21 protein-coding genes and 2 pseudogenes are annotated in these 23,385 nt (G+C 71.8%); 12 read left to right on the top strand and 11 right to left on the bottom strand.

Translation table 11 applies throughout. The annotated features are described in order from the left end of the window. Positions 1-11 precede the first annotated feature (11 nt). On the top strand, positions 12-959 hold the full coding sequence (locus tag QNA09_RS24970) for a CopD family protein (RefSeq protein WP_040272827.1): 948 nt from the start codon (positions 12-14) through the stop codon (positions 957-959). Positions 960-970: 11 nt separating this feature from the next. Continuing rightward, a pseudogene (locus QNA09_RS24965) lies at positions 971-1,525 on the top strand (ABC transporter substrate-binding protein); the annotation flags it as partial. Here QNA09_RS24965 and QNA09_RS24960 read toward each other — a convergent pair. Continuing rightward, complete coding sequence (locus QNA09_RS24960; protein WP_244213213.1) at positions 1,478-2,215, bottom strand: DUF998 domain-containing protein; 738 nt, start codon at positions 2,213-2,215, stop codon at positions 1,478-1,480. The pseudogene QNA09_RS24965 and the gene QNA09_RS24960 overlap by 48 nt on opposite strands. A gap of 206 nt (positions 2,216-2,421) precedes the next feature. On the opposite strand from QNA09_RS24960, the gene QNA09_RS24955 reads away from it, so the two are divergent. From QNA09_RS24955 to QNA09_RS24945, 3 genes are all read left to right on the top strand, one after another. Then, positions 2,422-3,339 carry a helix-turn-helix domain-containing protein gene (locus tag QNA09_RS24955; protein WP_119699286.1) on the top strand — a complete coding sequence of 306 codons (918 nt, stop codon included), beginning with the start codon at positions 2,422-2,424 and terminating at the stop codon, positions 3,337-3,339. Between the two features lie 233 nt (positions 3,340-3,572). Next, positions 3,573-3,953 carry a PLDc N-terminal domain-containing protein gene (locus QNA09_RS24950; RefSeq protein ID WP_017682033.1) on the top strand — a complete coding sequence of 127 codons (381 nt, stop codon included), beginning with the start codon at positions 3,573-3,575 and terminating at the stop codon, positions 3,951-3,953. Positions 3,954-4,072: 119 nt separating this feature from the next. After that, positions 4,073-5,644: an alpha/beta-hydrolase family protein gene (locus QNA09_RS24945; RefSeq protein ID WP_064066473.1), complete on the top strand. Its 1,572-nt coding sequence runs from the start codon at positions 4,073-4,075 to the stop codon at positions 5,642-5,644. Between the two features lie 58 nt (positions 5,645-5,702). Here QNA09_RS24945 and QNA09_RS24940 read toward each other — a convergent pair whose 3' ends face one another. The 3 genes from QNA09_RS24940 to QNA09_RS24930 are packed head-to-tail and all read right to left on the bottom strand — an operon-like array spanning position 5,703 to position 10,232. Then, entirely contained in the window at positions 5,703-6,341 is a 639-nt protein-coding gene (locus QNA09_RS24940) for a UdgX family uracil-DNA binding protein (protein ID WP_119700258.1), read from the bottom strand. A gap of 44 nt (positions 6,342-6,385) precedes the next feature. Further along, positions 6,386-9,574, bottom strand: coding sequence for a carboxyl transferase domain-containing protein (locus tag QNA09_RS24935; RefSeq protein WP_119699285.1), 3,189 nt, complete (start codon positions 9,572-9,574; stop codon positions 6,386-6,388). Between the two features lie 31 nt (positions 9,575-9,605). Further along, positions 9,606-10,232: a TetR/AcrR family transcriptional regulator gene (locus tag QNA09_RS24930; protein WP_119699284.1), complete on the bottom strand. Its 627-nt coding sequence runs from the start codon at positions 10,230-10,232 to the stop codon at positions 9,606-9,608. Positions 10,233-10,460: 228 nt separating this feature from the next. Between QNA09_RS24930 and QNA09_RS24925 the strand changes: the two genes are divergently transcribed. Continuing rightward, positions 10,461-10,763 carry a DUF1540 domain-containing protein gene (locus QNA09_RS24925; RefSeq protein WP_010595945.1) on the top strand — a complete coding sequence of 101 codons (303 nt, stop codon included), beginning with the start codon at positions 10,461-10,463 and terminating at the stop codon, positions 10,761-10,763. A gap of 13 nt (positions 10,764-10,776) precedes the next feature. On the opposite strand, the gene QNA09_RS24920 is transcribed toward QNA09_RS24925, so the two are convergent. Then, positions 10,777-11,370 (bottom strand): TetR/AcrR family transcriptional regulator, encoded by a 594-nt coding sequence (locus QNA09_RS24920; RefSeq protein WP_040272819.1) that lies wholly within the window; start codon positions 11,368-11,370, stop codon positions 10,777-10,779. A 92-nt stretch (positions 11,371-11,462) separates the two neighbouring features. Between QNA09_RS24920 and QNA09_RS24915 the strand changes: the two genes are divergently transcribed. Both QNA09_RS24915 and QNA09_RS24910 read left to right on the top strand, forming a co-directional pair. Beyond that, complete coding sequence (locus QNA09_RS24915; RefSeq protein WP_119699283.1) at positions 11,463-12,938, top strand: NAD(P)/FAD-dependent oxidoreductase; 1,476 nt, start codon at positions 11,463-11,465, stop codon at positions 12,936-12,938. A gap of 130 nt (positions 12,939-13,068) precedes the next feature. Then, positions 13,069-13,395, top strand: a complete 327-nt coding sequence (locus tag QNA09_RS24910) for a DUF427 domain-containing protein (RefSeq protein WP_119699282.1) — start codon at positions 13,069-13,071, stop codon at positions 13,393-13,395. Positions 13,396-13,405: 10 nt separating this feature from the next. On the opposite strand, the gene QNA09_RS24905 is transcribed toward QNA09_RS24910, so the two are convergent. From QNA09_RS24905 to QNA09_RS24890, 4 genes are all read right to left on the bottom strand, one after another. Beyond that, complete coding sequence (locus tag QNA09_RS24905) at positions 13,406-14,509, bottom strand: CapA family protein (protein WP_119699281.1); 1,104 nt, start codon at positions 14,507-14,509, stop codon at positions 13,406-13,408. A 50-nt stretch (positions 14,510-14,559) separates the two neighbouring features. Next, positions 14,560-15,891 carry a GGDEF domain-containing protein gene (locus tag QNA09_RS24900; protein ID WP_010595940.1) on the bottom strand — a complete coding sequence of 444 codons (1,332 nt, stop codon included), beginning with the start codon at positions 15,889-15,891 and terminating at the stop codon, positions 14,560-14,562. A gap of 57 nt (positions 15,892-15,948) precedes the next feature. Then, positions 15,949-17,502: a succinic semialdehyde dehydrogenase gene (locus tag QNA09_RS24895; protein ID WP_010595939.1), complete on the bottom strand. Its 1,554-nt coding sequence runs from the start codon at positions 17,500-17,502 to the stop codon at positions 15,949-15,951. A 739-nt stretch (positions 17,503-18,241) separates the two neighbouring features. After that, complete coding sequence (locus QNA09_RS24890; RefSeq protein ID WP_119699280.1) at positions 18,242-18,691, bottom strand: ATP-binding protein; 450 nt, start codon at positions 18,689-18,691, stop codon at positions 18,242-18,244. Between the two features lie 283 nt (positions 18,692-18,974). On the opposite strand from QNA09_RS24890, the gene QNA09_RS24885 reads away from it, so the two are divergent. Beyond that, positions 18,975-19,697: a GAF and ANTAR domain-containing protein gene (locus tag QNA09_RS24885; protein ID WP_119699279.1), complete on the top strand. Its 723-nt coding sequence runs from the start codon at positions 18,975-18,977 to the stop codon at positions 19,695-19,697. A gap of 50 nt (positions 19,698-19,747) precedes the next feature. Next, positions 19,748-20,158: a hypothetical protein gene (locus tag QNA09_RS24880; RefSeq protein WP_234420151.1), complete on the top strand. Its 411-nt coding sequence runs from the start codon at positions 19,748-19,750 to the stop codon at positions 20,156-20,158. A gap of 379 nt (positions 20,159-20,537) precedes the next feature. Here QNA09_RS24880 and QNA09_RS24875 read toward each other — a convergent pair whose 3' ends face one another. Next, a complete protein-coding gene (locus tag QNA09_RS24875) occupies positions 20,538-21,182 on the bottom strand; it encodes a helix-turn-helix domain-containing protein (protein ID WP_228287143.1) in 645 nt (214 codons plus the stop codon). 175 nt (positions 21,183-21,357) lie between these two features. Here QNA09_RS24875 and QNA09_RS24870 point away from each other — a divergent pair, with 175 nt between their 5' ends. Further along, positions 21,358-22,074, top strand: a complete 717-nt coding sequence (locus QNA09_RS24870; RefSeq protein WP_051009399.1) for an endonuclease/exonuclease/phosphatase family protein — start codon at positions 21,358-21,360, stop codon at positions 22,072-22,074. Positions 22,075-22,326: 252 nt separating this feature from the next. Here the strand turns inward: QNA09_RS24870 and QNA09_RS24865 are convergent. Then, a pseudogene (locus tag QNA09_RS24865) lies at positions 22,327-22,607 on the bottom strand (type II toxin-antitoxin system RelE/ParE family toxin). On the opposite strand from QNA09_RS24865, the gene QNA09_RS24860 reads away from it, so the two are divergent. Then, entirely contained in the window at positions 22,600-23,121 is a 522-nt protein-coding gene (locus QNA09_RS24860) for a hypothetical protein (protein ID WP_059174689.1), read from the top strand. The pseudogene QNA09_RS24865 and the gene QNA09_RS24860 sit on opposite strands and share 8 nt — an antisense overlap. Positions 23,122-23,385 lie beyond the last annotated feature (264 nt).

Raw genomic sequence — 23,385 nt, 5'->3', positions numbered from 1 at the left:
GTGGCCGGGCGTTGACGACGAGCGGTACCGGCACCGCCGCGCACCGCGCGTGGTTGCTCACCGCCGGCGCCGGCGCCACCGCGGGCGTCGCCGCCGGCTGGTTGTTGGCGAACCCGGCCGCGTCGAGCTGGGTCCGGGCGTTGTCGCTGTGTCTCGGTGCGACGGTTCTCGGCCTGGCCGCGCTCGGGGTCATGGTGCGCGACGAGCGGCGGCCCGGCGTCGCCCCGGCCGACCTCTGGCGCACGATCGCCGGGCTCGGTGGATTCTGGGTCCTGACGGAGGCCGTGCAGCTCGTGCTGCAGGCCGCGGACACGACGAACGTCCCCGTGTCGCGGCTCGGGCTGTCGCGCTTCGCGGAGTATCTCGGCAGCGCGGGCGCCGGCCGGATCGGGGTGGCCGCACTGGTGTGCGCGCTGGCGTGCACGGTCGTCGCGGCGCTCGCGTATCGCCGGTCGGCGACGTGGTCGACGGTGCCGGTCCTCGTCGCCGCGGCGCTGGCGGTCATCGCCCGGCCGGTCACCGGGCACATGTCGCAGCAGACCCTCGGATCGCTGCTCGACGCCGCGCACGCGCTCGCTGCGGCGCTGTGGTTCGGCACGCTCGTCGCGCTGGCCCTGACGGTCCGGTCCCGCGGCGCGTGGGCCCGGCTGCTCCCCCGCTACTCGGTGCTCGCGGTGCGATGCGTCGCCGTGCTCGCCGCGACGGGCGTCGTCGACGCGGCCGTTCGGCTCGGCTCGGTCGCGGCCCTGATCGACACCGGTTACGGGCGCATCGTGCTGGCCAAGGCCCTGACCCTGCTGGCGCTGCTGGCGCTGGCGTGGTGGTGGCGACGGACGTGGGTGCCGGCCGCGACCGCGCACCGGGTCACCGCGGAGGTGTCGCTGCGCAACGCGGTGCTCGAGGTCGCCGCGACGTCGGTCGCGTTCGGGCTCGCGGCGGCGCTGGCCACCAGCGCCTGAACCGCCCGCGAATCTTCGACGAGCTGGCCTCCGGGCGCTTCGACGTCATCGCCTCCGGCACCACCGTCACCGAATCGCGCCGGGAGCGGGCTGCGTTCTGCGCGCCGTATTTCGGGTCCGGGCAGTCCGTGGCGGTGGACACCGCCCGTCATCCCGCGGCGAGAGGGGTGGCGGACCTGGCAGGCCTGACCGTCGTGGTGCAGCAGGGCAACACCAGCGAGCCGGTGGTGAAACGCCTTCTCGCCGAAGGCCGTATCGGCGGGATCCGGGTGTATGCGTACCACGAGATCGACCGTGCCCGGGACGAGCTGTCGACCGGCGGCTGCGACGCCTTCATGAAACTCGGTCCCGTGCTGAGGTGGCTCACGCGCGTCCGCCCCCACGTCGACGTCGTCGAGTACGACATCACCCGCGAGGAGATCGCGCTCGCGGTGCGCCTCGGCGACGACGTGCTGCGCGGTGAACTCGAGGATGCGCAGCGTGCGCTCGCGCAGGACGGCACGCTCGGTGCGCTGGTCTCACGCCGGCTCGCCCCGGGCGACGGCACGTCTCTCGGCACGCGATGACGCCGGGTGGCCGGCGAGCAGGACGACCGCCAGCACCGCGATCCACAGCACGAACGCACCGAACATCACCCGTTCGACCGCGCCCATGCCGGGGGTGGGTTCGGCGGCGGCGACGGCCGGGACGTACCGGCCCGTCCACGCGCCGAACACGAGGATCACCGCGACCGTGCCGGCCGAGTACACCCGGAACCAGGTGCCGAAGGCCGCGGCCGCGAATCCGATGAGCGCGCACCACAGCGACACCGTCACCACGCTGAGCGCCAGGTGCATGGTGTCGGCGAGCGGCATCGCTGCCCCGGCCTCGATGTCCTCGCGTCCCGTCATCGGGAACGGCAACCACAGCGGTCCCACGAATGCATAGGCCACCAGGAGAACTCCCGCGATGCGCAGGGGGCGGACGCCGCGGCCCGTGCGCCACACACCGATCCCGAAGGCGACGATCAGCGCGTCGTACACGAATCCCGCGACGGTCAGGGGCGCCCGGGTCGGCGCGCCGATCGACGTCAGCTCGCTGATCGCCTGATCGAAGCGGTTGTAGCCGTCGTAGAGGGCGGCCGCGAGTACCTCGTGCGCCCCCACGTACAGCAGCGACGACACGATCCCGCAGGCGAGCAGCACCGTCGATGCCGTGTCCGGACGTCGCGGACCGTCGCGCCGGAGCTGGGGTGTGTACGGATCAGGAGTGGACACCGTCGGCCTCCCGGGACGCCGGCTCGGCGGTGCGGGCGCCCGCTGGGTCCAGCATGATCCGGCCGGGGAGGCGACGCCAGAGACCTTCGTCCCCGATCGTCCGCCGAGTGTGAGCTGTCCGTCTGCCCGTATGCCATGCCACGGCCGGTGCCGCGTGCCACGCTGACGCACCGGGCCACGGACGCGCCGAGGCGGAAGGAGCGACGGTGTATCGGAAGATCGAACTGCGGGGCCGGCAGGGCTTCGAGGCGATGGCCCCCGATGCCGGGAACCGCACCGAGCTGTCCGTCCCCGACGTGACGCAGTTCCGGTTCCGGATGGAGATCTGCGACGTCGGGGCGCTCACCGTCGGCCGGGTGCAGATGTCACCGCATCGTGCTCTGCCCGGCCTCGTCGAGGACGGCGAGGTCGCCAACCTGTGTCTGATGCTGTCCGGCAAGCAGGTGGTCGACGACGGGACGACCCGCGTGCACATCGAGGTCGGCCGGATCGTCCTGCAGGTCGGGTGGAACCGATACGAGGCCGTGGATGCGGACGGGTCGGACCTTCTCCTCGTGCGCATCCCCCGGCACCGGCTCGAAGAACGCGGACTCGATCTCGAGGAGACGTCCGTGACGTTCGGGCCGGCAAAGCCCACCATGTCGGTGCACGCGCTCAATGCGGTGGGGATGACCATGCTTCGTGAACGCGGTCGCCACAACACGACCGCGGCCCCCCGCAGCGTGGAGAACGCCCTGATCGAGCTCGTCGTGGGTCTGCACCACGAGTCGCTCGGGTACGGCGCCGATTCGGGTGAGCTGCGTGGCAGCGTCTACGCCCGCGCCCTCACCCTGATCCGAGCCCATCACCACGACCCGACGCTGACCCCCACCGTGATCGCGGAACGCCTGCAGCTGTCGTTGCGAAGCCTGCAGCGCGCGTTCGCAGCCCACGACACCACGGTGGCGTTCCAGATCCGGCGGCTGCGCGCGCACCGCGCGGCGGCGCTTCTGCAGGAACCCGGCTATACCCGCACAACGGTCGCCGAGATCGCCGCGATCACCGGTTTCGCGTCCAGCGCCGAGCTGCGTCGCGCCCTGCGCACGGTGCGCGGGGTGAGTCCGGCGGAGCTGCGACCACGCTGAGCTCGACCACGCTGAGCTCGACCACGCTGAGCTCGACCACGCTGAGCTCGACCACGCTGGCTCGACCACGCTGAGCGCGATCGCCCACGGAATGGGCGTGGTGCATTTCGCGCCACCGCCGCACATTCCGCGTCGCCGTGTTCCAATGTGCGGCGAAGACGGTGTACCTGTTTACGTCCGGGTGTCCTTTCCGTCCGTTTCCCGGGCACCTCCGAACCTGAAGGGCGTGTGTGATGCTGGATTCGTTGTGGGACCTGTTGTGGTACACGCTGGTCGTCTTCGCGTTCGTCGCGTACCTGCTGATCCTGTTCCAGGTGCTGACGGACCTGTTCCGTGATCGCTCCACGTCCGCCGTGGTCAAGGTCGTGTGGATCATCTTCCTGATCGTCCTGCCGTACCTGACCGCCTTCGTCTACCTGCTGGTGCGGGGCCGCGGCATGGCCGAGCGGTCCGCCGCCGCCCACGACGCGGCCCAGCACGCCGCCGACGACTACATCCGCAAGGTGGCCGGACGATCCCCCGCCGCCGAGATCGCCGAGGCCCAGGCCCTGCTCGAGGCCGGGACGATCACCGGCGACGAGTTCGACCGGCTCAAGGCCAAGGCCCTGCGCTGACCGCCGCGGCCGAACTCGAGCACGAGCGGGCGGGCGCGCCGCGCGCTCGGCTGCGCAGCTACGGGCGCCGGTTCCACCCGGTCGGCCTGGGGCTGGCGCTGCTGTTCTTCGTGGGGTCGATGACGCCGTCGCTGCTGCCGCGCGTGTGGTACCTGCAGGCGGTCGCGACGGGAATCAGCGTCGCCATCGGCTACGGGGTGGGCTGCCTGATCGCCTGGGTGGTCCGGCGCTGCGGCGTCGAGCCGCACTGGTCCGAGCGGACCCGGCGGATCGGCTGGTGGGTGCTCGCCGGCGCGGCGCTGGTCCTGGCGCCGACCTTCCTGGTGCTCGGGTCGTGGTGGCAGCAGATCGTCCGCGATCTGGTGGGCGTGCCGCGAGCGCAGCGCGCCTTCTACCTGCTGGTGCTGCTGATCGCGCTGGCCGTCGCGTTGCTGCTGCTCGCGGCGGCCCGCGCCGTGCGCCGGGGCACCGACCGGTTGACCCGCTTCGCCGGCCGGTTCGTGCCCGGGCCCGTCGCCCGCGTGGCCGCGGTGCTCGTCGTCGTGGTGCTGGCGGTGTTCGTGCTCGACGGCGCCGTCGACCGGGTCCTGCTCGGCGTCGCGGAGCGGTCGGCGGCCGTCGCCGACACGGGCACCGCCGAGGGCGTCACCCAGCCCCAGCTGACGGAACGGTCCGGGTCGCCGGCGTCGAACGAGCCGTGGGACAGCCTCGGCCGGGAGGGCCGCACCTTCGTCGCGGGCGGCCCGGCCGCCGAGCAGATCGAAGCCGTCACCGGCGCGCCCGCGCGCACCCCGATCCGGGTGTACGCCGGCCGCGAATCCGCGGACTCCGTCGAGGGGATCGCCGAGCGGGTCGTCGCCGAACTCGAACGCACGAACGCGTTCGACCGCCGGGTGCTGGCGGTGGTGACCACCACCGGCCGCGGCTGGGTGAACGCGAACGTCGCGGGGGCCTTCGAGTACGTCAACGGCGGGGACTCGGCGATCGCCGCCATGCAGTACTCGTTCCTGCCCAGCGCGCTGTCGTTCGTCGCCGACCGCGACACCCCGCAGCAGGCCGGGCGGGCGCTGTTCGAGGCGGTGTACCGGCAGTGGTCGGCCCGGCCCGAGGGGCAGCGCCCGAAGCTGGTGGTGTTCGGCGAGAGCCTCGGCTCGTACGGCGGGCAGGCGGCGTTCGCGTCGGGACAGGACATCGTGGCGCGCACCGACGGGGCGCTGCTGGTGGGCACCCCCAACTTCGCGCAACCGTGGGGCCGGATCACCGCGGACCGCGACCCCGGTTCCCTCGAGCGGCTGCCCGTGGTGGACGACGGCCGGAACATCCGGTTCGCGTCCCGGCCCGACGACGCGGACCTGCCGGGGCCGTGGGAGTTCCCCCGCGTGGTGTTCTGGCAGCACGCGAGCGATCCGATCACCTGGTGGTCGTTCCGGTTGCTGCTGCAGCGGCCGGACTGGCTGCGCGAACCGCTCGGCCCGGATGTGGACCCCGGGATGCGCTGGCTGCCGTTCGTCACGTTCTGGCAGGTCACGCTGGACATGGTGTTCTCCGCGGACGTGCCGTCCGGGTTCGGGCACGCCTACGGTCCCGAGGCTGCCGAGCTGTGGGCGGACATCCTGGCCCCCGCGGGCTGGGACGGGGCCGCGACCCGGCGGGTGCAGGACGCCCTCGCCGGGACGGACCCCGACGACTGAACCATGGACGACTGAACCACGGACGACTGAACCACGGACCGGCGCTGCGGCAGGATGCCTACAGCACGCCGGCGGCCACCCTCAGGTCGGCGACCAGCCCGGCGAGCGCCTCCTCCCGCTGCGCGCTCGGTCCGCGCAGGATCGCCGACGGGTGGATCGTGGCGACGACGGCCGGATCCGACGGGACCCGCACGTCCGGGTGCAGGATCTCCCCGCGGTGGGCGGTCACCCGGAACGACGGCCCGAGCAGCGACTGGGCCGCGGTGGCGCCGAGGCACACGAGCACGTCGGGTCGCACGGCCTGCAGCTCGGCGACCAGCCAGGGCCGGCACGCGACGATCTCGCCGCGCGCCGGTTTCTTGTGGATGCGGCGCCCGCCGGCCGCGGCCCGCTCGAACTTGAAGTGCTTGACCGCGTTGGTCACGTACACCTCGCCGCGGTCGATGCCCGCCTCCTCGAGCGCCCGGTCGAGCAGCCGCCCGGCGGGGCCGACGAACGGCTCCCCCGCGCGGTCCTCCTGATCGCCGGGCTGCTCGCCGACGAGCACGAGCCGGGCGCTCGCCGGTCCGGCGCCGAACACGGTGCGTTCGGCGTTCCGGTACAGCTCGCACCCGCGGCAGTCGCCCGCCGCGGCGGCGAGCTCGGCCAGGTCGGTGCTGTCCGGCACGAACTCCTCGGCTCCCGGTTGCCTGCTCACCGGCACCTCCCTCACGTCGGTGCCGGACGGGTACCCAGCCCGGCTCAGGACATGCGCAGCCGCGACACCCAGGCCCGAGTGTCGCCGGGATCGATGACGTCGTCGAGCTCGAAGATCGTCGCGGCCTGCAACGCCTTGCCGTGCTGGTAGGCGGCGGCGACGAGCTGCGCGAACAGTTCGTCGCGCGCGGCCTGATCGGGTGCGGCCTCGAGTTCCTTGCGGAAGCCGAGCCGCACCGCGCCCTCGAGTCCCATGCCGCCGATCTCGCCGGTGGGCCATGCCACCGTGAACTCGGGGGCGTGGAAGGAGCCGCCGGCCATCGCCATGGCGCCGAGACCGTAGCCCTTGCGCAGGATGATCGTGCCGAACGGGACGGTCAGGCGCGCACCGGCGACGAACAGCCGGCCGAACCGGCGGACCGTGGCCTCCTTCTCCGACTCGGGCCCGACCATGAATCCCGGTGTGTCGCAGAGGCTCACGACGGGCAGGCGGTGCGCCTGGCACAGTTCGAGGAAGTCGGCGGCCTTGTCGGCGGCCTCGGCGTCGATCGCGCCGCCGAGGTGGTGGCTGCTGTTGGCGAGCACCCCGTACGCCGCGCCCTCGACGCGGATCAGGGCGGTGACGATGCCGACGCCGTAGTCGCCGCGCAGTTCGAGCACGGAGCCGACGTCGGCGATCGCGTCGATCGCGGCGCGCACGTCGTAGGCGCGCAACCGGTTCTCCGGAACCGCGTGCCGCGCGAGCCGCGGATCGGGGGCCTGCCAGTCGTCCGCCGCGGTGGTGAAGTAGCCGAGGTAGTGCCGGGCCAGTTCGACGGCGTGCGCCTCGTCGCGCGCGGCGAGGTGTACGACGCCGTTGCGGCGCTGCACGTCGACCGGGCCGATGTCCTCGGGCCGGAAGACGCCGAGGCCGCCCCCTTCGATCATCGCGGGCCCGCCCATGCCGATGTTGGCCTCGGGGGTGGCGATCAGCACGTCGCACACGCCGGCGAGGGCGGCGTTGCCGGCGAAGCACCGACCGGAGACCACCGCGATCGTCGGCACGCGCCCGCGCAGGGCGGCCATCGCCCGGAACGTCGACAGTTCCAGGCCCTGGCCGGGTCCGGCGTCGACGTCGCCGGGGCGCCCGCCGCCGCCCTCGGCGAACAGCACGAGCGGCACCTCGCGTCGTGCGGCGAGCTCGAGCAGCCGGTCGGTCTTGGCGTGGTTGCGCATGCCCTGCGTGCCGGCGAGGACGGTGTAGTCGTAGGAGAGCACCACCGATTCGGCGCCGTCGATGCGGGCGAGACCGCCGACGAGGCCGTCGGCGGGGGTGTTGGCGATCAGGTCCTCTTCGCTGCGCCGGCTGCGCTGCGCGGCGAGCACGAGCGGCCCGTACTCGACGAAGGTGCCGTCGTCGACGAGGTCGGCGATGTTCTCCCGCGCGGTGCGGCGGCCGACCCGGTGCCGTTTGGCCACGGCGTCGGGGCGGGCGGCGTCGAGGGTGCGCTCGTGCCGGTCCCGGATCTCGGCGAGGTCGTCGCGTACGGCGTCGAGGTCCCGCGCGTCCCCGTCGCCGGTGGCCGCGTCGCCGGACCCGGCGCGCACCACAGCGAGCACCTCCCCCGGTTGCACGGTCTGTCCGGGCCGCACCAGCAGCCGCACCACGGTGGCGGGTCCGGACGCGGACACCACGTGCTGCATCTTCATCGCCTCGAGCACGACGACGGGGGCGCCCGCGGTGAGCGCGTCGCCGTCGGCGGCGGTCTCGACGACGGTGCCGACCATGTCGGCACGCACCGCCTCCTCCCCGGCGTGCAGTTCCGGTGCGACGACGGGTGCGTCGTCGGGGCCGGCGACGGCGAGGTCGGCGATCCGCTCGTCCAGCCACGACGTGTGCACGTCGCAGGCGGCGAAGTCCTTGTCGCGCAGAATGTTCTGCAGGAAATCGGTGTTGGTGGCGACCCCGGCGACGAGCAGGTCCCCGAGTGCGGCGTCCGTCTTGCGCAGCGCCGCGGCGAAGTCGTCGATGCGGGTGTGGGTGATCACCTTGGCCAGCAACGAGTCGTAGCGCGGGCTGGTCGTCAGCCCGGGACGGCCGTAGGTGTCGACGCGGATGCCCGGGCCGGTGGGCGGGGTGAACGCGGTGAGCGTGCCGGACGCGGGTACGGCCCGCCCGTCCGGGCGCATGGCCTCGGTGTTGACGCGGGCCTGGACGGCAATGCCCTGTGCGGCGGCGGGCTCGCCGCGCACCCCGGCGCCGTCGGCGGTGACGCCGCCGGGCAGGCCGAGTTCGCCGAACCGGGCACCGCGGGCGATCGCCACCTGCGTCGCGACGAGGTCGATTCCGGTGACCTCCTCGGTCACCGTGTGCTCCACCTGAATTCGCGGGTTCACCTCGAGGAACACCGCCTGATCGCCGGCGACGAGGAACTCGACGGTGGCGAGACCGCGGTACCCTACCGACGCGCAGAGCCGGGCCGCGGCCTCGTGCAGCGCGCGTCGCACGGTCGCGTCGAGCCGTTGCGCGGGAGCGACTTCCACCAGTTTCTGGTGGCGCCGCTGCACGCTGCAGTCCCGGTCGCCGAGCGCGAGGGCCCGCACCCCGCCCGCGTCGTCGGCCGCGGCGACGATCTGCACCTCGATGTGCCGGGCCCGGTCGCACAGGGCCTCGGCGAACAACGCGCCGTGGCCGAAACCGTGTTCCGCCTCCGTGGTACACGCGCGGAAGGCGTCGTCGAGGGTCGCTACGTCGCGCACCACCCGCATGCCGCGGCCGCCGCCGCCGGCGAGGGCCTTGAGGACGATGCCGCCGGGGTGGGCGGCGAGGAAGTCGCGGGCCGCGCCGACGGTGACGCCCCCGTCGGTGGCGGGCAGCACGGGCACCCGGGCGGCGACGGCGGCGCGGCGGGCGGCGGCCTTGTCGCCGAAGACCCGCAGCACCTGCGGATCGGGTCCGACGAACGTCACCCCGGCCGCGGCGCAGGACTCGGCGAATTCGGCGTTCTCGCTGAGGAATCCGTATCCGGGGTGGACGAGGGTGCAGCCGGTCTCGGTGGCGGCGCGCAGCAGGGCCGCGCCGTCGAGGTAGGCGGCGGGCCCGGCGCCGGTCAGCGCGACGGCGCGGGTGGCGGCGGCGACGTGGGGACTGTCGGCGTCGTCCTCGGCATACACGGCGACGGTGTCGATGCCGAGTTCGGTGGCGGAACGGACGACGCGCAGCGCGATCTCGCCGCGGTTGGCTACGAGCAGCATGGGTGTCGGGGGTCCTGTCGGTCGGGGCCGGTCAGCGGAAGCCGATGAGCCGTTCGGACATCGCGATCATGTCGTCGATGTAGGAGAGCTGTTCCTGTCTCGGGGCGTCGAGCAGGCGCACCGCGCCGACGCGCTGGGCGTCGACGAGGGTGCGCGCGATCCGTTCGGGATGCGCGCTGAGCGTGACGTCGCCGGTGGCGTCGATACGCTCGACGAAGCGGACGTAGCGCCCGACGAGCCGCTCGCGCACGCTCTCCCATTCCGTGCCCACCTCGTCGTCGAGGCGGGCACGGTGCTCGATCAGCTCGAGGATGCGGCCGTTGACGTACATGGACTCGATGGAGGCCCGGGTCGTCGTGCGCAGCACCTCCCGCAGATCGTCCACCGTCGGCCCCTCCACGTGCTGGGCGTCGAGGAACTGCCGGCACACGAGGGTGGCGAGGGCGCGGAACACCTCCTCCTTGGACGAGAAGTACGCGTAGAAGGTGGCGCGGGAGACGGCAGCGCGTTCGGTGATCACCGCGACGGTGGTGCGCTCGTAGCCGAGTTCGCCGAAGCAGTCGCGGGCGGCGTCGAGCAGTTCCCGCCGGCGGGGTCCGTCGCTGTCGCGTCGCGCGGATCGGGCCCGTTCCTGGGCTGCGCTCGTGGTCACCCGCACAGCATGCGTCGACGTTGACGTCAATGTCAACGGACGTGGGGCGCCCGGCGACCGGGACCCGAGCCGGGGCACGACGCGACCCGGCAGGTATTGCGCAACATCGGCGTGCCCGAAATAGGCGGCGTATCAACGACATCCGTTGTCCGAGCACCCTGTTCGGAGGCACGGTGCGGCACTAGCATGGTGGGCAGCCCTCAGTGGACACCCCCCTTTCGGGAAGGTTCGATCATGACCACGATGGAAATGCCGCACGTCACCGAGTGCAGCGTCAGCACCTGCTCCTACAACCACGACGGCTGCCACGCCTACGCCATCAACGTCGCCGGCCACAACGGCAGCGCCGACTGCGAGACGTTCATCCCGCTGTCGACGAAGGGCGGCCTGGACACCGTCACCAGCATGGTCGGCGCCTGCCAGCGCGCCGACTGCATGCACAACCAGGATCTCGAGTGCACCGCGAGCGAGATCCGGGTCGGCGGCAGCGGCAGCGGCGAGCACGCCGCCAACTGCCTGACCTACCAGGCCCGGTAACGGATCGAACCGTTCACCGCCCCACTCCCAGCACTGCCCGCACGGCGCCGGTGAGGGCCGCGGCCGGCAGGTCGGGGGTGATCGCGCGCTGCAGGCCGAGGCCGATGCCGAGCCCGAGCAGCATCGTCGCCGCCTGCTCGGGCTCGATCGCCGGTTCGAGGCCGAACCGTGCGGCGAGCGACCGGATCAGTTCGGCGATCAGGGTCCGCACCCCGGCGGCCCCGGCCGCGATCCGGGAGCGGATCTCCTCGTCGTGCCGCGAGCGCACCGAGAATTCGATCTCGAGCAGGGTCCAGCGCCGGTCGCCGATGGTGCGCTCGGCCCAGGCGCCGAAGGCGGCCACCACGTCGTCGAGCGACGCACCGGCCTCGAGCGTCGCGGCGATCTCCCCCATGCGCTCGGCCCGGATCCGGTCGAGCACCGCGAAACACAACTCGTCCTTGTTGCGGAAGTTCGAGTACACCGCGCCCTTGGAATAGCCGGCGTCCTCGGCGATCTGCTCGAGCGACGCCGCGCTGTAACCACGGTCGAGGAAGTGCTCGGTGGCCGTGGCGAGCAGCTCCTCGCGCGTGCGTGCCTGGGTCTGCTGCCGGGTCTGTCGTGCCACGACTCGACGGTACCGGAGCGACCCGAATTCGGATACTGTGGTTATCCGAATACCGACGGTATTCGGAATGGACGCAGACGAGAGGCGACACGATGGACGAACACCGGGTGGTGGTGATCGGTGCCGGGATCTCCGGCATCGGCGCGGCGATCGCCCTGCGACGGCGCGGCATCACCGACGTCGTCGTCCTCGAGAAGGCCGACAGCCTCGGCGGGACGTGGCGCGCCAACACCTACCCGGGCTGCGCGTGCGACGTGCCGTCGCTGCTGTACTCGTACTCGTTCGCGCGGAACCGCGACTGGAGCCGCCTGTTCGCCGGGCAGCCGGAGATCCGCGACTACATCGAGCACACCGCCGCCGCACAGGGCGTGACGTCCCACGTCCGGTTCGGAGTCGAGGTGCTGAGGGCGGACTGGGACGACGTCGACGCCCGCTGGACGCTCGCCACCACCGCCGGCACCGTCCGGGCGCGTTTCCTCGTCGCCGCCGCGGGGCCGTGGAACGAACCGCTCGTGCCCGAGATCCCCGGTCTCGACCGCTTCCCCGGCGAGGTGTTCCACTCCGCGCGCTGGAACCACGACTACGACCTGCGCGGCAAACGGGTCGCCGTCGTCGGCACCGGCGCCTCGGCGGTCCAGTTCGTCCCCGAGATCGCTCCCGACGTCGCACGCCTGCACCTGTACCAGCGGACGGCGCAGTGGGTGCTGCCCAAACCCGACCGGCACCTGTCCGCGGCCGAGCGCCGGCTGCTCACCCGTCTCCCGGGTGCGCGACGGCTGGTCGAGGCGATCGAATACGGCCTGATGGAGGCCCTCGGCCTCGGCTTCCGGCACCCGTGGCTCATGCGTCGGCTGCAGTGGATCGGCCGGGCGCAGCTCCGCGCGCAGGTGCGCGACCCGCGGCTGCGCCGGGCCCTGACCCCCGACTACACCCTCGGCTGCAAGCGGCTGCTCATGTCGAACACCTACTACCCCGCCCTGACCCGGCCCAACGTCGAGGTCCACCCCGCGGCGGTGCAGGAGGTCCGCGGCTCCACCGTGATCGCCGGGGACGGCAGCGAAGCCGAGGTCGACGCGATCGTCTTCGGCACCGGCTTCCACATCCTCGACATGCCCATCGCGGGCCGGGTGTTCGACGGGCGGGGCCGCAGTCTCGACGAGCACTGGCAGGGCAGCCCCCGGGCGTACCTCGGCTCGTCCGTCGCGGGCTTCCCCAACGCGTTCGTCCTGCTCGGACCGAGCCTGGGCACCGGCCACACCTCGGCCTTCCTCATTCTCGAAGCCCAGCTCGACCACGTCGTGACGGCCATCGACACGGCCCTGCGCCGCGGCTGGCGCACCTTCGAGGTGCGCCGGGAGGCCCAGGACGCCTTCGACGACGAGGTTCAGGCCGCCCTTCCGGGCACCGTCTACAACTCCGGCGGATGCCGCAGCTACTTCTTCGACGTCAACGGCCGCAACAGCTTCAACTGGCCGTGGTCGTCGGCCGCGCTCCGGCGCCGGGTGTCGGCGTTCGACCCGGACGTCTACGCCGTCACGCGCGACGACGAGCGCGTGTCCGCCGGGTGATCCGGGCCCCGGCGCAGGGACTGTCGGGGTACCGTCGGGTCGAGGCACCCGACACGAGGAGGACCCGGAAATCTTCGTTCGTCTCCGCAACCCGTACCACCGCGTCGAGGCGCTGCCCAGCAGCCGGCACGTGCAGGTGTCGATCGCCGGCGCGGTCGTCGCCGAGACCCGCAAGCCCGTGCTGCTGTTCGAAACCCGGCTGCCCGTGCGGTACTACCTCCCGTCCGCGGACGTCGACTTCTCGGTGCTCGAAGAGACGGACCTGCACACCGAGTGCCCCTACAAGGGCACGGCCCGGTACTGGAGTTTCACCGGACCACCGGGGGCCGAGAACCTCGCGTGGTCGTACCCGGATCCCCTTCCCGCCGTCGCACCGATCGCCGGCCACATCGCGTTCTACGACGAGAAGGTGGACCTGGTCGTCGACGGTGTGCCCGTGCCGCGTCCCGGCGGCTGACCACGCGGCCTCAGCGGGCGATCCGGATCCACGGATCGTCGTCCCCGGCCTGCAGGCGGGTGCCGAAGCCGGCCGACGCCTCCGCGAGTGTCGCGCGCAACCACCGCTGCTGCGACTGCGTGACGTGCTCGAGCCGCATCCGCCGCGCCTGCACCGGCAGCATCCGCACCTCCTGCAGCTCCCCCGTGCCCGCGTCGAGGGTGACGAGGTACAGCAGCCGCAGCTCGTCGTGGAAGCGCTCGTAACCGCCGATGCCCTCGTAGTCGTTGATCAGGTCGCCGCACCCGTACAGCACGGGCTTGCCGCGGTAGATCTCCAGCGGGCGCGGGTGATGGGACGAGTGCCCGTGCACCACGCCGACGCCGCCGTCGATCAGCCGGTGCGCGAACCGCACGTGCGCGTCCGGCACGGCGTAGCCCCAGTTGGAACCCCAGTGCACCGACACCACCACCACGTCGCCGGCCCCGCGGTCGGCGTCGATCCGGGCGAGCAGCTCGTCGGCGCCCGCCTCCGACACCGGCAGCAGGGCCACTCCCGGCCGCGTCGGCGTGGCGGCCCACGACGGGGTGATCCCGCTCGACACCGCACCGACCGACCACACCCGCACCCGGGGCGATCCGGCGGCGACCGTCGCCGGCCGCCACGCCGCCCGGTCGTCGTCGCCCGCACCGGCGAGCCGCAGTCCCGCCGCCGTGAGGACCTCGACGGTCTCGCGCAGACCACGGACACCGAAGTCGAGCACGTGATTGTTGGCGAGCGTGCACACGTCGACCCGCGCGACGGTGATCACCCCGACGTTCGCCGGGTTCATCCGGTAGTGGATGCCCTTGTCCGGGGCGTAGTCCCGCGACGTGGTCACGGACGTCTCCAGGTTGACGACCCGCACGTCCGGGGCGCATTCGTCGAGCACCGGCAGCGCGACGCCCCACGGCCAGTCGAAGCCCGCCGGCCGCGGGATCACCCCGCTGCGGGTCTCGGCGAGCTCGACGTAGTCCCGGGCGTCCTGCGCGTAGGACTCCCGCAACCTCGGCCCTCCGGGATGCGGGAGGATCTGGTCCACGCCCCGGCCGGTCATCACGTCCCCGGCGAGGAACAGCGTCACCGTGCGCGGCACACCTGAAAGGGTAGTCGCCGAACCGGATCCGCGCGGTCACCGAGCGGCGGTCACCGGGACACGTAACTGGGCTGTTCGGTGACGTCGCCGAGCACCACCAGCGTCGCGAGGGTGTTCTCCCACCGGATCCGGGCGGCGCCGACCGTCGCCTGCACCACGGTCCCGTCCGGCCGGCCGAACTCGCACAGCTGCCCGGTCCGGTCGTGCAGCGAGCGGACGGTGACAGACCTGTCGGGCCAGGTGCCGCCGGTGAGGACCTCGTGCAGCGGCCGGTTCTCCACGTTCCGGGCGTCGACGCCGAACAGCGTGGCGAAGCACGGATTGACGTAGGCGACGGTCCCGCCGTCGCGCACGGCGAGGATGGGGACGGGCAGCAGATCGAGGACATCCGGCAGGGGCAACGGGGCCAGCCGGTCCGGCAGTTGAGCCCAAGCCGCGGCCTTCGCCCGATACAGGTCCATGTCGGCGTCGTGGTACAGGTCCATGGGGTCGCTGACGACGCCGGCTGCGACCCCGAAGCTGACCGGCACGGGATTCGCGCGGGCCAGGCCCTCGAGCACCGCGCGCCCTTCCTCCTCGTCCGTGTCCGGGAGGACGACGAGGAATTCGTCGCCGCCGAGGCGGGCCAGGATCCCGCCGCGCGGCACCTGCTGCGCCCACGCCTCGGCGGCGTCGCGGAGCAGGGCGTCTCCCGCGGGATGCCCGTGCTCGTCGTTGAACGCCTTGAACCCGTCGACGTCGAGCAGACCGAGGCAGACCCAGGCGCCGCGGTCGCGCGGCCGCGATCGCAGTTCGAGGTCGAGGCCGGCGCGGTTGCGCAGCCCGGTGAGCGGATCTCGGGTCGCCGCGTTCACCAGCAGGCGCCCGACGGCCCCGAAGATCGCACCGGAGCCGAGCAGCGCCGCGGCGACGACCACGTAACCGACCCACAGCAGGCGCGTCGGGGCCAGGGCCGCGGCGCCGAGGGTGGCGGCGGTGAGCGTCCCGATCCACAGGACGGCCTGCCGCGGCGGCCAGAACGCCGCGAGATACATCGACAGGAACATCGAGCCCATGACGCTGATGAGGATGCGGGAGGGGTCGACGTGGAACGCGATCACCGCCGGCATCGCGGCGACCGCGCACGCGGTGGCGGCGACGATGGGGGTGCGCCCCAGACGCCGTGGCGTCCACCGCAGGATCACCAGCCCGGCGATGCCCAACGCCAGCGCCGAGGCCATGCCGGCGAAGCTGCCGGATCGCGCGACCGCTGGATCGAGCAGGGCCGCAACGATTCCTACTGCGACGAGCCCGGTGCTGATCGCCAGGTACCACGCGAGCAGACGGCGCCGCTGGACGCGGAGATTCGCCGTCGCACCGTGCAGCACCTGGCGATCGCCCACACCAGGATTATCCCGTTCGTCGCACCGTTCGTGTCCGGCTCGGCGAAATGCCGCGGGTCACCGACCCGGCAGCCACTGCATCGCCTTGACGAACGGCGGCATCACCTTCGACCACAGCTTCGGCGGAACCCCGCGGGGTCCACCGAGATTCATCACCCGGGTCGTCGCGATCGTCTGCGGCTCGGTGTACTTGATCAGGCCCTCCGCGCCGTGGCGCCGGCCCATGCCCGAGATGCCCATGCCGCCCATCGGTGCGTCGGTGCTGCCCCATGCGGGCGCGTAGCCCTCGTCGACGTTGACGGTGCCGGCCCGCACCCGCGCCGCGATCGCCTCGCCCTGCGCCTTGGTGCCCGCCCACACGCTGGCGTTGAGTCCGTACTCGGTGTCGTTGGCGCGGCGGATCGCCTCCTCGACGTTGTCCACCGGGTACACCGACACGAGCGGACCGAACGTCTCCTCCCGGTAGCACTCGGCGTCCTCGGGAACGTCGGTGAGCACCGTCGGCTCGTAGAACAGCGGGCCGAGGTCGGGCCGGGCCTTGCCGCCGGCCACGACGGTGGCGCCCTTGGCGACCGCGTCGTCGACATGTCCGGAGACGGCCTTGACCTGGGTCTCGTTGACCATGCTGCCCATTTCGACGCCGTACTCGTAGCCCGGGCCGAGCGTCATGTTCCGCACCCGCTCGCCGAGCATGCGGATGAATTCGGGGGCGACGGACTTCTCGACGTAGATCCGTTCGATGGAGATGCACAGCTGCCCGGAGTTGGAGAAGCACGCCCGCACGGCGGCGTCGGTGACCTCACGCAGATTCGCCCCGGCGGTGACGATCATCGGGTTCTTGCCACCGAGCTCGGCGGAGAACCCGATCAGGCGACGGCCCGCCTGCTCGGCGAGGAGGCTGCCGGTCTGCGAGGAGCCGGTGAACATCAGGTAGTCGGCGTTCTCGACGAGGGCGGTGCCCACGACGGAGCCGGGTCCGGGCACGACGGCGAACAGGTCGCGCGGCAGGCCGGCCCGGTAGAGCAGTTCGACGACGGCCAGCGCGCAGTAGGGGGTCTGGCTGTCGGGCTTGAGGACGACGGCGTTGCCGGCGAGCAGTGCGGCGATCGCGTCGGAGACCGCGAGGGTCATCGGGTAGTTCCACGGCGCGATGACCCCCACGACCCCCTTCGGGTGGTAGTGCACGGTGGTCCTCGTCAGGCCGGGCAGCATGCCCGTGGCGCGGCGCGGACGCAGCAGCTTGGGAGCGGTCCGCGCGTAGTAGCGCGCGGTCAGGGCGATGTCGAGGACCTCTTCCTGCGCCGAGGCGCGAGCCTTGCCGGTCTCGGCCTGGGCCATGTCCATCAGCTCTTCGCGGTGCGCCAGCACGAGGTCGTGGTAGCGGTGGAAGATCTCGGCGCGTTGCTCGACGGAGCGGCGCGCCCAGTCGGCCTGCGCGACGCGGGCACGCTCGAGGGCGGCTCTGGCGTCGTCGGCGGTGCCGACCGGGACCGTCGCGAGTTCACGACCGGTGAAAGCTTCCACGACCGAGCGGGTGGGACGGCTCGCCGCGTCCGGGATGGCGATGAGCTCGGCCAACCGGGCGAAGGTGGCAGCGCTGGGAGCTGGCATGTCGAACCCCTACTGGTGAGTAGTTCTGGCGGTTACACCAACCTACCGTGCAGCGTGGCCCTTGTCACAGGGCGGGCTGGTCCTCTGCACACCTGTGCCGCGCGGTCGGCGCACCGAGGTGTCGAACCGTCGGCGACGTCGCGGAGGCGGGGGTCGAGTCGTGCACGCGCGGCCCCCGGACCGGCCGGCGTGTCGGATGCGGCAGCAGAGCCGTGAAGAGGACGGAGTTCGTGGGACGACAAACCCCGCCGGAGAGAGCTTGGGGCAACTCCGGCGGGGTCTGGGCCACCGTGCAGGGGGGTGACGGTGGCTGTGAGAGATCATACCGAGTGCATGACAGCACTGTGAGGGATTCGCCTGACACGACTCGACGGCGCGAGCTGCGCGCAGGCTCGATCCTGTCGCCGCCCCGGACCTGCAGACCGCCCTTCCCGTGCCCGGCTCGTGCGTCGCGGGGATGTCGTTATCCGAGTCGCCCTCCCCAGCCGCACCCGCGGGCGCAGAACCCCACGACGCCGATGTCGCGGCGGGAGCCGTCCGCAAACGACATCACCTCGGCCACGGCGACAGCGTCGGCCCCACACGCCGGGCACCGATACCCGGGCACGGACACGGAATCCGTGTCGACCGGCCACAATGTCTCCCCCACAAGGGGACCATACGCGCGTGAACAACCGGTTGGGCGGTATTTTCGACGACCCGTCGCTCGGAGGCAGTCCGTACCGAGCCTGCGCCGCAGTCAGACCGGCAGGTCCGCCTGCCAGGACATGGTGACCGTGGTGCCGGTTCCGGCGGTACTCACCCGGGTGTGGGTGGTGAGCGCCGCGATCAGCTCCAGCCTCCGGCCCCGAGACCCGGTGTGAGACGCGCGCATCCCGGCTCGCCACCGGCCGTGGTCGGCGACGGTGATCTCCAGGTCCTGCTCGTGGGCGACGAAGGTCGCATCCACCTCCACCACCCCACCGTGGACGCCGGCGTCCCGGCCGGGGTAGGCGTGTTCGACGACATTGGCCAACGCCTCGTACACCGCGGCGACGACGTCCTGGCGGCATCGGTCGTCGACACCGATGCGGGCGAGCCAGCCGGCCAGGGCGCGGCGCAGCGAGGTGATCTCTGCGGCGGTGGCCGGAGCTTGCCGATACCAGCAGACGGTGGAAGTGATCGACGGATCGAGCGGATGCCGGTGCATAGCGGTCCTCGCGGTCTCTGGCACAGTAGATCCCCGGCTGAGTGAAACCGTCGGCGAACAGGTCGACCACCGCACGACTTCGCTTTCGGGTAAGCATATTCGTTTTTCGGCACACCCTGGGAGTGGATGTCCGCGCGCAGGCGGACAGGCGCGCGAGTCGGCACCGGATCCGAGCCGGCGGTGACCGAGGCGGGCAAGCATCGCATCGACGCACCGAGACGGGTAGGTTCGAGGTGAGCGGGTCGCAGCGGCGGCCGCGGGAACCGGCCGAAGGAGGCACGCGATGACGCCTCCACGAAAGCCGGAGTCGGACGCCCTGGCCGCGGTCTATGCGGGAATGTCGGGGCTGGCGCTGTCGGAACAGACCCTCTCGAGTGTGGTGGAGTTGACCACCTCGCTGACCAAGGACACCCTGCCCGGTTCGGTCGGGGCCGGCATCACGCTGCTCGCCGGAGACGGCGCCGAGACCACGACGGCGGCGACCGATCCGGTGGTCGAGCGGCTCGATGCGCTGCAGTACGAACTCGGGGAAGGACCGTGCCTGACTGCGCTGCGGGACCGGGTCATGGTGCGGGTCGACGATCTGGCGACCGAATCGCGATGGCCGCGGTGGTCGGCACTGGCCGCGCGAGCCGGAATGGGTGCCGTGCTCAGCGCCCCGTTGGTCTCGGCCGACCGCACGCTCGGTGCGATCAAGGTGTATTCGGCGCGTCCGCATGCCTACACCGGCGCCAGCGAGGATCTACTGCGGCGGTTCGCCGCCCAGGTCGCTCTGCTGTTGGCAAACGCGTCCACCCTCGCCGGCTCCGAGCGACTCGGCGATCAGCTCAAGGAGGCGCTACGCACCCGGGACCTGATCGCCATCGCCAAAGGGATCGTGATGCTGCGCGAGCACCTCGGCGCGGACGAGGCGCTGCGATGGATGCTCGCGTCCGCCGAGCGTGAGCACACCCCGATGCGGGAGGTGGCCGCGGCGATCCTCGCTACTGTCTTCGAGCAGTCGTGAGTCGCGCGATGGAACACTATCCCGAGCACCGCCCCCGCCCGATGCGGAGTATGCCCGACGGCAGCGATCGCCACCGGTTCCTGGCGGCGCTACGGGCCAGTGGGTTGAGTGTCGAGCAGTTGTGGTTGCGGTATTTCGGTCTCGGTGGTGAGGCCGGCAAGGTGGAGATCGAGGCGTATCTCAGCGGATTGCTGCCACTGCCGCCGTTGCAGCACGACCTCCTCGCCCACGCGATCAACGAACGGCTCGACGAACTCGCCCCACCGCGCGCTCCGTATTCCACCGACCTGCCACCGTCGGCCGCCACCGACGGCTGTGCGCCGTCGGCGGCCCGCCCGGACGGCACCCACCCGGACCGGCACCGCCCCACCCCACGAACCGACCCCGGCCACGCCACCGATCACGACGACGGCGACCGCAACGACGGCGCCGGGAGCGATCGAGACGGATCCTCCGGATAGGGGAAAACGGACGGCGAACTTCGCAGTTCCGGCGAGGCGACCCGGGTTCGGTCGAGAACGACCCGACCGCCGACGGAGGCGGGCATGGGCGTCCCCAGCCCCCTGCGCCAGGGCGCGACCCGCCCCGTCGGCGGTTGTGACCGGGCGCGGCCACCGCAGGGAGCAGGAAGGCGGCGGACCGCCCTCGGAGCCCACCGGCACACTCGGCGCCCGGAGCGCACCTGCGGTGCACCCAGGCGGAACACACCCACCACATCTGTTCGTTCCGGGGGTCAGTGTATTCGTTTTCGACGGCGGCGACGACGAATACCGGGGTCCGTTCCAGCACCCGAACGATCCGATCCGGGGCCGCTCCGCCCCGGCGCCGAAGGGCGGTCGGTCACGCGGACAGGGTCTGGCTGGGGAGCCGGCCGTAGGCGGCACGGTACTGCTCGGCGAAACGTCCCGTCTTGGCGAAGCCCCAACGGGCCGCGATCGCGGACACGGTGTCACCGCCGGCCGGATCCGCAGCCAGCAGATCGCGGTGGGCTCGTTCCAGCCGCACCCGGCGCAGGTAGCCGAGCGGCGTGATCTGATGGTGGCGCAGAAAATCGTACTGAAGCGCCCGCGCACCGATCCCGGCAGCCGCGACGATGTCCGCCAGCCGGATCCGGGACTCGGCGTGAGCGTCGATGAAGGCGATCGCGCGCTGCAACGCGGCGGGTTCGCCAGGACGTGCCAACATCTTCCGGATCACCGGCGGCTCGTCGGTCCGGCCCGAACCGAGCACCGACTGCGCCAACTCCAGCAGCGGCATCCCCGCCTCCCGCGACGCCGACACCAACACACCACCGGCATCCTCGGCGGTCAGGCGATGACGTTCCATCAACACACCCGTAGCTCGCTCGACCACCACCCGGGACGCGAGCGCCTGCTCCCACCCCTCTCCCTCCCGCGTGCCGGTACCGACAGCGGAGGGCAGGCTCGGCCCGCAAGAAGAATCGATCACCTCCTCATCACAGCACCGACTGCCACCATCGCGCACCCTCCCCGCACCCAGGCCTTGCCCGGCTCGATCTCTACCGAGTCACCCTGATCCATAGTGCTGTCGATCTTCGGAAGGTAACTGCGAGACCGAACGCTATTCGGACTCCGAAGGTGGGGACACGTCACCCGTGTGGGTTGTCGGTCGTGTCGCCGCCTGTTCGTACAGTGCCGGTGTGGAGAACACCGAACTGACCGTCGCGACCTGGAACACCATGTGGGCCACCGCCTCCAGCCCCCGCGGACAGCGCATCCGGCACCTGCTGCGCGAGGCGGATGCGGACCTGCTGATCGTCACCGAAGGCCAACGCGACCTGCTCCCCGACGGCGGTCATGTCGCCGACGCCGGTACCGACTGGGGCTACGACACCACCGCGCATCCGCTGCGCCGCAAGACGCTGCTGTGGTCCCGGTGGCCGCTCACCGACCTCACTACCTTGCCCACCGGGGCCGGGGCCGGTCGCGTGTTGACCGCGATCGCCGACGCCCCACTCGGCCCGATCCGGGTGCTGGCGGTGTGCATCCCGTGGGCGAGCGCGCATGTGACCACCGGGCGCCGGGATGCGACGAACTGGTCCGAGCACCTCGAATGCTGCGGCCAGATCGAGAAGCTGGCGGCCCAGTTCGACCCGCGGATCCCCACGATCGTCGCCGGCGACTTCAACCAGCGGATCCCCCGGCGACGCCAACCCATCCGGGTGTTCGAGCGGCTGCTCGAAGTAACGGACCGATGGACCTTGCACACCGGCGGCGAGGTCGAGCACGGACCGTTGATCGATCACCTTGCCTCCGACCTGCCCTGCACCGGTCTGCGGACCTGGGCCGGCAGTGACGAGGCCGGAAAGCTGAGTGATCACGCCGGGGTGGTCTGCACCCTGCGCGCCACCATATAGAGCCGCCCGACGCGGATACCGTGCTTCCCGGTTCCTTGCGCCGCCGTACGCGTGACCGATCACCGCAATCCGTGAACGTCAGCCGGCGCGGAGAGGAATCCTCGTACCGAATTGCAGCCTCGGACGATCGACGATTCGGCGAACCCCGCGTCATGTCCTCGCCGCCGGCGAACACGGGCAACCGCTACGGCTACGTCCGGGGTGATCTGCACGGACCGCTGCAGCCGTGCGTAGCCCAGCCGCAGGACCAGCTCAGCGGTCTCCGGGTCGGTAGATGTGGGCGCGGGGTCGACGCCGACGATCAGGAGGACACGGTGCTCGTCGTCGACACGGAGCAGGATGCGGTAGTCGCCGCGGCGGGCGCTGCGCAGGCCCTCCAGCTCGTAACGCAGCGGCTTGCTCATCCGGTGAGGATTCTCTGCCCGCGGGCCGGAGAGGAACTCGACGACCACACGCACGATCCGTCCGGGTAGCCGGGACAGCGCTCCAGATCCGGAAGAGCCCGTACAGCGGCACCATGGGGCTATGGACATCGCGCCCGAACCCGCCGATCCCGACACTCGTGACTGGACCTTCGTGCTCGACGGAGGGTGCCCCGAGTGCGGGTACACGCTGCACGATCCGACCACGACCGGTGAACGCTTGCGATCCTGCGTGCCACGCTGGCAGGCCGTGCTGCGGCGGCCGAACGTCGCCGAGCGGCCCGCTCCGAAGGTGTGGTCGGCGCTCGAGTACGCCTCCCACGCGCGTGACCTCATCGTCGTCCTCGGACAACGAGTGCAGGCGATGATCACCGACAACACTCCGACGTTCGCCGATTACGACGGCGAGGCCGAGGCGATCCGTCGGCGGTTCTGGGCGGCAGATCCCGCCGACGTGGCCCGGCAGATCGCTCTACGTACCGACGAGACCGTCGAGATCATCGAGGGCGTCGAGGACTGGCGGCGCGACGGCCTGCGCAGTGACGGCCGGAGGTTCACCATTGTGCAGTTGAGCCAGTATCTGCTGCACGACGTCGAGCACCATCTGCACGACGTCGCGGGCTGATCCGACTGAGCCGCGTACGCGTCCCGGGTAGTGATGCTCACGAAACTCACTGCAAAACAACATAATTCCCAAAACCGTACTGGACCGGCACCGAACCGGGTGGTGCGCCCGCCCGCGGGGCCCGAACCACCGTCGCGACCGCACGTCGCACCGACGTCGCGGGCGCCCCGCCGCCTCGGCCCGGGACGTGCCCTCACACCAGGCCGATCCCGGTCCCGGGCACCGATCGAAGGCGCGGTCGACAGTCTCGGAGGATGCGCACAC

It is taken from the genome of Rhodococcus sp. AH-ZY2 (genome assembly GCF_030916465.1).
GTDB lineage: Bacteria > Actinomycetota > Actinomycetes > Mycobacteriales > Mycobacteriaceae > Rhodococcus > Rhodococcus ruber.
Note: the sequence above shows the minus strand (reverse complement) of the source record. Positions and strands in the feature narration are given on the sequence as shown.

Coding starts and splice junctions, on each gene's coding strand:
- QNA09_RS24890 (WP_119699280.1), bottom strand. CDS start 18,691: ATGCACCGGCATCCGCTCGATCCGTCGATCACTTCCACCGTCTGCTGG.
- QNA09_RS24925 (WP_010595945.1), top strand. CDS start 10,461: ATGACCACGATGGAAATGCCGCACGTCACCGAGTGCAGCGTCAGCACC.
- QNA09_RS24945 (WP_064066473.1), top strand. CDS start 4,073: ATGACGCCGTCGCTGCTGCCGCGCGTGTGGTACCTGCAGGCGGTCGCG.
- QNA09_RS24885 (WP_119699279.1), top strand. CDS start 18,975: ATGACGCCTCCACGAAAGCCGGAGTCGGACGCCCTGGCCGCGGTCTAT.
- QNA09_RS24915 (WP_119699283.1), top strand. CDS start 11,463: ATGGACGAACACCGGGTGGTGGTGATCGGTGCCGGGATCTCCGGCATC.
- QNA09_RS24860 (WP_059174689.1), top strand. CDS start 22,600: ATGGACATCGCGCCCGAACCCGCCGATCCCGACACTCGTGACTGGACC.
- QNA09_RS24935 (WP_119699285.1), bottom strand. CDS start 9,574: ATGCTGCTCGTAGCCAACCGCGGCGAGATCGCGCTGCGCGTCGTCCGT.
- QNA09_RS24950 (WP_017682033.1), top strand. CDS start 3,573: ATGCTGGATTCGTTGTGGGACCTGTTGTGGTACACGCTGGTCGTCTTC.
- QNA09_RS24895 (WP_010595939.1), bottom strand. CDS start 17,502: ATGCCAGCTCCCAGCGCTGCCACCTTCGCCCGGTTGGCCGAGCTCATC.
- QNA09_RS24880 (WP_234420151.1), top strand. CDS start 19,748: ATGCCCGACGGCAGCGATCGCCACCGGTTCCTGGCGGCGCTACGGGCC.